Annotated in this window: 6 protein-coding genes and 1 pseudogene; 2 read left to right on the top strand and 5 right to left on the bottom strand. The window is 71.6% G+C overall.

Features of this window, described 5'->3' with window-relative positions; genetic code table 11:
- Both ACK41U_RS18795 and ACK41U_RS18790 read left to right on the top strand, forming a co-directional pair.
- A pseudogene (locus tag ACK41U_RS18795) lies at positions 1-722 on the top strand (hypothetical protein); the annotation flags it as partial.
- A gap of 3 nt (positions 723-725) precedes the next feature.
- On the top strand, positions 726-1,451 hold the full coding sequence (locus ACK41U_RS18790; protein WP_409683644.1) for a hypothetical protein: 726 nt from the start codon (positions 726-728) through the stop codon (positions 1,449-1,451).
- Here ACK41U_RS18790 and ACK41U_RS18785 read toward each other — a convergent pair.
- The 5 genes from ACK41U_RS18785 to ACK41U_RS18765 all read right to left on the bottom strand — a co-directional run.
- Positions 1,443-2,483: a glycosyltransferase family 4 protein gene (locus tag ACK41U_RS18785; RefSeq protein WP_409683641.1), complete on the bottom strand. Its 1,041-nt coding sequence runs from the start codon at positions 2,481-2,483 to the stop codon at positions 1,443-1,445. The genes ACK41U_RS18790 and ACK41U_RS18785 overlap by 9 nt on opposite strands.
- The gene (locus tag ACK41U_RS18780; RefSeq protein ID WP_409683639.1) at positions 2,480-4,015 is read right to left on the bottom strand and encodes an ABC transporter permease; all 1,536 of its coding nucleotides are present in this window, start codon (positions 4,013-4,015) and stop codon (positions 2,480-2,482) included. Before ACK41U_RS18780 ends, ACK41U_RS18785 begins: the two co-directional genes overlap by 4 nt.
- Entirely contained in the window at positions 4,012-4,785 is a 774-nt protein-coding gene (locus ACK41U_RS18775) for an ABC transporter ATP-binding protein (protein WP_409683635.1), read from the bottom strand. Before ACK41U_RS18775 ends, ACK41U_RS18780 begins: the two co-directional genes overlap by 4 nt.
- Entirely contained in the window at positions 4,775-5,779 is a 1,005-nt protein-coding gene (locus tag ACK41U_RS18770; protein WP_409683632.1) for an ABC transporter substrate-binding protein, read from the bottom strand. The genes ACK41U_RS18775 and ACK41U_RS18770 overlap by 11 nt, the downstream gene beginning before the upstream one ends.
- Positions 5,776-6,579, bottom strand: an 804-nt coding sequence (locus ACK41U_RS18765) for a lysylphosphatidylglycerol synthase transmembrane domain-containing protein (RefSeq protein ID WP_409683629.1), incomplete at its 5' end; no start/stop codon positions are given. The genes ACK41U_RS18770 and ACK41U_RS18765, both read right to left, overlap by 4 nt.

Below are 6,579 nucleotides of genomic sequence, written 5' to 3'. Positions count from 1 at the left end.
TCTTTCGCGTGCTGACCCAGAAGGGCACCGAGCTGCAGGCGCTGGAGACCCAGCTGGACGGCATCGCCGCCCCGATCGAGGATCAGTTCGCGCAGGGCAATGTGATCCTGTCGCGGATGCGCTCGATCTCGGTCGAGGCGGGGGGGCTGGAGGACCGCACCGTCCGCTTTTCCGAGGATGCGGTCGCGCTGGCCGGGCTGATCACGCAGTTGCGGCAGCTGAACCCGGCGCCCTTGGTGCTGCGCGCGGCGCTGGATCTGTCGGATGCGGTCGTGCTGCCGGAACTGGACGGGCGCACCGCGCAGATCCAGGCGGGCCAGTCCAGCACCATCAATTCGGTGCTGACGCTGGTGGCGCAGCGGGCCTCGACCCTCTCTGCCGCCGCCTCCGAGGTGATGGCGCTGCCGCAGCCGGACGAGGCGCTTTACACGCCGATGTCGGCGGCGGATGCGGTCATCGTCTATGCGGGCAATTTCGTGCCGGCCTGGGCGGGGGCGATTTCCATCGACCTGCTGCCGGCGGTGCTGGTCTTCATCATCATGGTGGTGCAGGCGGCGATCCGGGGCGGGCGCGGCGAGGGCCGCACCGATGACCGCATGACCGTGGGTGAATTGCGCGCCGCACTGGCGGCAGCCGATCTGCTGCGCGCGCCTGTGCCGGTGGCGCCGCCCGTGCAGGGAACTGACCTGCCACAACCACCGCCCGCGCGGCCCGAGGTCTAGGGCATGCGCTTCCTCTCCTCGCCGCAGCGCGCAATCCGGGCGGTGCTGCTGTCGCAGGTGCTGCTGGGCTTTGCCATTGTGGGCCTCGATCTGTGGCGGGCACCCGGCCCTGCTGCGCCGGACATGTTCGCGCCGCCCGCCCAAGGCCCAAGCGTGCGGCCCTATCGCCCCGATCTGCGCCCCGGCGCGCCGGGCGGCCCGGCGATGCGGCCCATGCCCGAACAGCTGGAATTCACCCAGACCGATGGTGCGATCACCGTGACCGGGCAGATCGCGCCGGGCGATGCCGACCGCTTTCTGGTCTGGCTGGACCAGACCCGCCCGACCGAGACGCGCGTGCGGCTGGACAGTTCGGGCGGCTCGGTCTCGGATGCGGTGGCGATTGGCCGGACCCTGCGCAGCACCGGGCGCACAACCGAGGTGGAGGCGGGCGGCGTCTGCCTGTCCGCCTGCCCCTATATGCTGGCGGGCGGGACCGAGCGTCGCGTGGCCGATGGCGGTGTCGTCGGCGTGCATCAGCATTATTTCGGCCAGAACACGATCCTGCCCGCCTTCATGGCCGTGCGCGATCTGCAACGCTCGCAGGCGGGGGTGCTGGATTACCTGTCGGAAATGGGCATCGACCTGCGCCTGATGAGCTATGCCCTGCGCACGCCGCCCGATGAGATCAACATCCTCGACCCCGATCTGATGCGCGAATTGCGGCTGATCTCGGACCCTTCAGCCTAGCGCTGCCAGCACGCGCGATGCCGTCTGCGCCGTGTGATCCCATCCCGGCAGCGCCGCACCCGCCTGTGCGGCGGCACGCGCGCAGGCATGGCGCAGGGGCACGTCGGTCAGCATCCGGCGCAGGGCCTGCGCAAAGGCATCTGCATCCTCGGGTGGCACCAGCAGACCCGCCGGACCCGGCACCGTATCGGGCACCGCCCCGGTCGCGCAGGACACCACCGGCAGCCCGCGCAACAGCGCCTCGTCAAAGACGATGCCATGCCCCTCATAGCGGGTGGCCAAGGCAAAGACCGTGGCCTCGGCATAGAGGCTTTCCAGCCGGTCCTGCGTCACCAGCCCGGCCAGCGTGATCCGCCCCGCCACCGGGCTGTCGGCCAGCAGCGCGCGCAGCGCGGCGGCATGGGCGCGGTCCCACGGATTGCCCACGATCACCGCGCGCCAGTCCAGATCGGACAAACCGGCCAGCGCCCCGATCAGCACGTCATGGCCCTTGCGCGGATGCAGGATGCCCACCGACAGGATCAGCGGCGGCTGCGTCGGCGCGGGCGCCAGCCGGGCGGGGATGACGCCGGGGCGGGCCACCGTGATCGCCTCGGGCGCCACATCGTAGCGGTCGGTCAGGATGCGGGCGGTATGGGGGCTGGGCACCAGAACATGCCGCACCAGACGCAGATTGTCGTATTCCGTGCGGAACAGATGTTCGCGCCGCGCCGCATCCAGCCCGCTTTCCAGTGCCAGCGGGTGATGGACCATCGCCACAATGGGTGCGCGGACCTGCGCCAGACCGCCCGTGTCGATGGACCCAAAGACCAGCCCGTCAAGGATCAGCGGGCGATCCGCAGGCAGCGCCACCAGCGCGGCAACACTCTCGGCCATCTCGGCATCAGAGGGGTCGGGAAAGCTGGCGGGCAGCACCAGATGCTGCATGTCATGGCCAAGCACGGCCAGCCCCTCCAGCAGACGGCGTTCATAGATATAGCCGCCGGTCAGCGTGGTGATGTCGCCGGGAATGGCGAAGGTGGCGGCGATCATGGCTGCATCTGTTCGGGGGCATAGATGGCCAGCACCCGCCGCTCCAGCGCGGCGATGACGGCATAGCCCGCGCCCGAGGCCAGCGTCACCACCACCACGCACAGCCACAGCATCGTGTAATCCGACAGCGAGGCCGACAGCGCCATCAGATGGCCAAGGCCCCGGCCCGTCGCCAGCCATTCGGCCACGGTGACGGCCAGAACGGCGGCGGGCAGGCTCATCCTTGCGGCGGCGAAAAGCGAGGGCAGCATGGCGGGCAGGCCGACATGGATCAGACGCAGCCACGGCCCGGCGGCATGGCTGCGCAGCAGATCGAGGATGCGGCCCGGCGCCTGCGACAGACCGTGCTGGCAGGCGACCAGCGTGGGAAAGAACACCATCACCGCGACGATGGTGATGGTGCCCACAGCGCCGCGCCCGGCGGCCAGCACGATCAGCGGCGCGGTGGTGATGATCGGAATGGCGCGCAGGGCCACGACCAGCGGCGTCACCACCGCCCCCGCCGCGGGGGCCAGCGACAAGGCCACGGCCAGCCCCGCCCCAAGCGCCAGCCCGGCGAGATAGCCCGGCGCCAGATAGCGTGCCGTCTCAAGCGCGGCCTGCCACAGCGTCGCGCGCCGGGCGTCTGCGGCGGGGGCCTGGGTCAGCGCCGCCCACAGATCGCCGGGGCGCTTGGCGAAAAAGCGGTTCAGCTCCAGCGCCTCCATCGCGCCCCACCACAGCAGCAGGGTCAGCGCGACCAGCCCGGCAAGCACCCCCGCGCGGTGCCGCAGCCCGCCCGCGATCAGGCGCGGCGGCGTCAGGATCACCGGCGGCTCGTCCAGCGCCAGACGGCGGGCCAGCGCGCCGATCGCGGCATAGGCGGCCATCGACAGCGCGGCTGCGATCAGCGCCACCGACCACAGCCCGGCCACATCCAGCGCCCGGCCAAAGCGGATCGTCAGCACGCCAAGCCCCCGCTCAGCCCCCGTGAACTCGCCCACCATGGCGCCCAGGATCGCGGCGGGGGCTGCGATCTGAAGCCCCGCCATCAGATAGGGCAGCGCGGCGCGCGCCCGGATATGGATCAGCGCGGCCAGCCGCCCCCGGCCATAGACGCGCAGCAGATCCAGCCAGCCCTCGGGCGTGGCGCGCAGCCCCGCCAGCAGCGGCACCAGCGTCGTGTAATAGACCGCCAGCGCGGCCAGCGTGATCTGCGGCCCCGCCCCCGGTCCCAGCAGCACCCGCAGGATCGGCGCGGTGGCCACCAGCGGCAGGCAAAAGACGACCAGCGCCAGCCCCGCCACCATGTCGCGGCTTCGCGGCCAGACCGAGGCCAGCGCCGCCAAGGCCAGCGCCGCGAGGTTCCCCGCCAGAAAGCCCCATACGGCATTGGTCAGCGTCTCGGACGTGGCGCGCCAGACCAACCCCGGATGCGCGGCCAGCCATTGCGCGACCTGAGCCGGCCCCGCCAGCAGGAACGCGCCCGTGGTCAGCGCGGCTAGCCCCTGCCACAGCGCCAGCAGCACCAGCGCGCCCGCAAGCCCCCTCATGCGGCGCCATCCTCCAGCGCGGCAAGGGCCTGCCGCGTCAGCGCACGGAACGCGTCGGTCTCGGACAGGGCTGCCTCGCGCGGATGCGGCAGCGGCACGGCGATGTCGGCCACGATCCGCGCCGGGCGGGGCGACAGGACCAGCACCCGGTCGGCCAGCGCCACGGCCTCATCGACGGAATGCGTCACCAGCAGCGTGGTCGTGCCCCGGCCCTGCCACAAGGGCGGCAGGTCGCGGGCCAGTTGGCGGCGGGTCAGCGCATCGACGGCGCCGAAGGGCTCGTCCAGCAGCAGCAGGCGCGGCTGCGTGACCAGCGCCCGCGCAATCGCGGCGCGCTGGCGCATGCCACCCGACAGTTGCGCGGGCCGCATGTCCGAGAACCCCGACAGGCCCACCAGATCAATCAACCGCTCCACCTGTGCCGGATCGGCGCGCAGCCGCGCCAGCTTGCGCGCCAGCGCCACATTCGCGCGCAGGCTGAGCCATGGCAGCAGCGAAGGGTCCTGAAACGCCAGCGCCACCTCGCCCCGCTGGCAGGTCTGCGCGGGCGTCAGCGCGCCGATGCGGACCTCACCCGCGCTCGGGCGCTCCAGCCCCGCGATCAGGCGCAGCAGGGTGGATTTGCCGCAGCCGGATGGCCCGATCAGCGCCGTCACCTGCCCGGCGGCAAAGGTCACGTCGCAGGGCGCCAGCGCCTCGGTGCCGTCGTCGAACCGCTTGGCCAGACCCGTGCAGACGACCCGGACCGGCCCCTGCCCGTCAGCCGCCATGAATCTCGTCTAGGATCGAGCGATCCCACAGGTCCGGCGTCACCTCGCGGCCCAGCAACGACAGGGTGCGGATATTGTCGGCCACCGTCGCATCGGTCCACCAGCCAAAGCCATGGGCGTCGGTCAGATCCGAGAACATCAACGGCACCTGACGGTCGGCCTGCATCTCTTGCGTGGGCAGGTCCAGCCCTGCATCGGGGAACATATCGACCGTCAGCCGGGCGGCGGCGGCGGTGTCGGCGCGGTAAGCCTCCCACCCCCGGATCTCGCCGCGCATCAGGGCCAGCAGCTCGGCCCGGCGGTTGGCGAGGCTGTCCTCGGTGGCGATATAGGTCTGCGAATGCAGCGCATAGCCGTGATCGGCCATCAGCATCGTCTCGGCCCCGATCCCCTGCATCGCCATCGCCACCGGCAGATCGGTTTCCCAGCACAGCAGCCCGTCAACTTCGCCCGCGATCAGGGGCTGGGCGGAATATTGCGTCGGGATCATCTCGATCCCGCTGATGTCGATACCGTTCAGCGTGCACAGCGCCTGCAGCACCGGCGTATTGGCCGTCGCCATGCCGATGCGTTTGCCGGGCAGATCAGAGGGCTGGCGGATCGGCGCGTCAGACAGCGAGGCGATGACGAACGGGTTCTTCTGCATCGCCACCGCGATAATGCGAAAGGGCGCGCCCTGCGCCACCGCCGCCGCCGTGTAATCCGCCGCCGAAATGCCCACCAGCGCCTGCCCCGCCACAACCGGAGGCTCGACCGGCGCGTTCGGCCCACCCTGCATCAGCGACACCGCCAGGCCCTCATCCGACCACCAGCCGTTCTGTTGCGCGATATAGCTGCCCGCGAACTGGACCGAATGCAGCCAGGACAGCTGCAACCCCACCGCCGTCTGCGCCGCCGTCTGCGCCTGTGCGCGACCAACCCCAAGCGCGCCAAGCGTCAGCCCGGCGGCACCCGCGCCCAGAAGGTGACGGCGTGACAGGGAAAATCGGGTCATTGCGGTGTCTCCGGGTTCTGGGGCCGGGGGCGGGCCTTGCCCCCTCGCGCGGTCATCAGGCCATGAAGGGCGAAAAACGCAGCGCCCGCAAGGCTGGAGGTCAGGAAGATCAGCCCGAACCCGGTGCTGGCAGCCAGCCCCGCCCCCGCCGCAGCCCCGGCCAGCGGGAACAGCGCCGCCGCCGCACCCTCGCGCAGGCCCCAGCCGCTGATGGTCACCGGCACCAGCATTGTCAGCAGGATCAGGGGCACCAGCACCAGCACGGCGGCGGGCGGCAGCGCGGTGCCGGTGGCGCGGGCGGCGAAATCGAAGGCCGCCAGATTGGCCGCCGCCGCCAGCAGGCTGAGGCCAAGCTGCGGCAACAGGACGCGCGCGGTCAGCAGCGCCGACCCGGCCTGCACGACCCTTGGCGACAGCCGCAGCCCGATCAGCAGTGCCGCCAGCGCGGCCAGCACCACGCCTGCGGGAATCAGCACCGCAGGCGGCACGCGGATCGCGCCGGGGCTGAGGGCGGCCCAGATCAGCCCCACGGCCAGCATCGCCAGCATTGCCGCCTGCCCCAGCAACCGCTCGGTCAGGACCGCCGCAGCGGCGCGCGCCCGGCCCGCCCCATCGACGGATCGCCACGCCCGCGCGACATCGCCCAGCACGCCGCCGGGCAGTGTCTGATTGACCAGTTGCGCCAGAAAATACTCGGACAGCGCGCGGCGCGCCGTCAGGTGCTGACCCAAAGCGCGCCCCACCAGCCGCCAGCGCCAGGCCGACAGCACGGTCTGCGCCCACAGCGCCAGCAGCCCGGC

This window comes from Paracoccus sp. (in: a-proteobacteria) (genome assembly GCF_046289755.1).
In the GTDB taxonomy this organism is placed as follows: domain Bacteria; phylum Pseudomonadota; class Alphaproteobacteria; order Rhodobacterales; family Rhodobacteraceae; genus Paracoccus.
Note: the sequence above shows the minus strand (reverse complement) of the source record. Positions and strands in the feature narration are given on the sequence as shown.

Bases quoted from the DNA above. Each gene is read 5' to 3' on its own strand.
- ACK41U_RS18785 (WP_409683641.1), bottom strand. From the start codon at position 2,483: ATGATCGCCGCCACCTTCGCCATTCCCGGCGACATCACCACGCTGACC.
- ACK41U_RS18790 (WP_409683644.1), top strand. From the start codon at position 726: ATGCGCTTCCTCTCCTCGCCGCAGCGCGCAATCCGGGCGGTGCTGCTG.
- ACK41U_RS18775 (WP_409683635.1), bottom strand. From the start codon at position 4,785: ATGGCGGCTGACGGGCAGGGGCCGGTCCGGGTCGTCTGCACGGGTCTG.
- ACK41U_RS18780 (WP_409683639.1), bottom strand. From the start codon at position 4,015: ATGAGGGGGCTTGCGGGCGCGCTGGTGCTGCTGGCGCTGTGGCAGGGG.
- ACK41U_RS18770 (WP_409683632.1), bottom strand. From the start codon at position 5,779: ATGACCCGATTTTCCCTGTCACGCCGTCACCTTCTGGGCGCGGGTGCC.